Origin of the sequence: Enterococcus sp. C76, assembly GCF_040886985.1 — a bacterium.
Classification (GTDB): domain Bacteria; phylum Bacillota; class Bacilli; order Lactobacillales; family Enterococcaceae; genus Enterococcus_B; species Enterococcus_B lactis.
The window spans coordinates 1-729 of the sequence record NZ_JBFOEY010000035.1; the positions used below are offsets into that span (position 1 = coordinate 1).

Here is a 729-nt window from a genome sequence, read left to right on the forward strand (position 1 = left end):
TCGATGGTTTTATCGAGGATATGGCAAAGTGTATTTCAATTTAATTGCCACGACTGATGCAGCTTCAGGAGAAGTATTACGTCCGCCTTTGGAATTAAAAAAAGGGCAAGTAGTTAGTGCGCGTGGAGGCTATCAATTTTTGAAACTGTATAATCGCGAAACGTTAGGAGAAAGCAAATGAAAAAGAAAATAGGGGTGTCTCTGGTAACCGTTCTTTTATTGGGTAACACCTGTCTTTCGCCTGTCTACGGGGAGACAGTAGCCGAAGTACCAGCGAGTACGACCAATGTTTCTACCGTCTCCGTCGGGGAAATACCGACGAAAGAAACGGTGGATATTTCGTGTTGGCAAACGGATCTCACGATGCCAGGAGTGATCGTTCTAACGGGATTGAATACTGTCCCTGCTAAAGATGTAGTGATTCCTACTCTAGCGGATTTCCAGGCGGCCGATCCCCAGCGATATAATGGGTTTCATGAAGTGCAATTGACGCGTGAGGCGGCTACCGCAGCGATACGGTATGCCAATTATCAAAAAGGGACGCTCTCGATTTCAGAAAATGGGTCAGACAAAGTGGTGGCTCAAGGCAAAGATTGGTCGAAAGTTTTTGGAGGATTTGAGGCTTATCATGAAGATCAATACCCCAATGTGACCAGTATCGATCTTCATCGTTTGGATACCCATAATATCACTGATATGACTGCTTTGTTTGGTGGGGCAAAAGGAGTA

General features: G+C 45.1%; 1 protein-coding gene and 1 pseudogene. Both read left to right on the top strand.

Features of this window, described 5'->3' with window-relative positions; all coding sequences use genetic code 11:
• The coding region (locus tag AB3I00_RS14560) for a hypothetical protein (RefSeq protein WP_368025609.1) at positions 1–181 on the top strand (181 nt) is incomplete at its 5' end.
• A 14-nt stretch (positions 182–195) separates the two neighbouring features.
• Positions 196–729, top strand: a pseudogene (locus AB3I00_RS14565) (hypothetical protein); the annotation flags it as partial.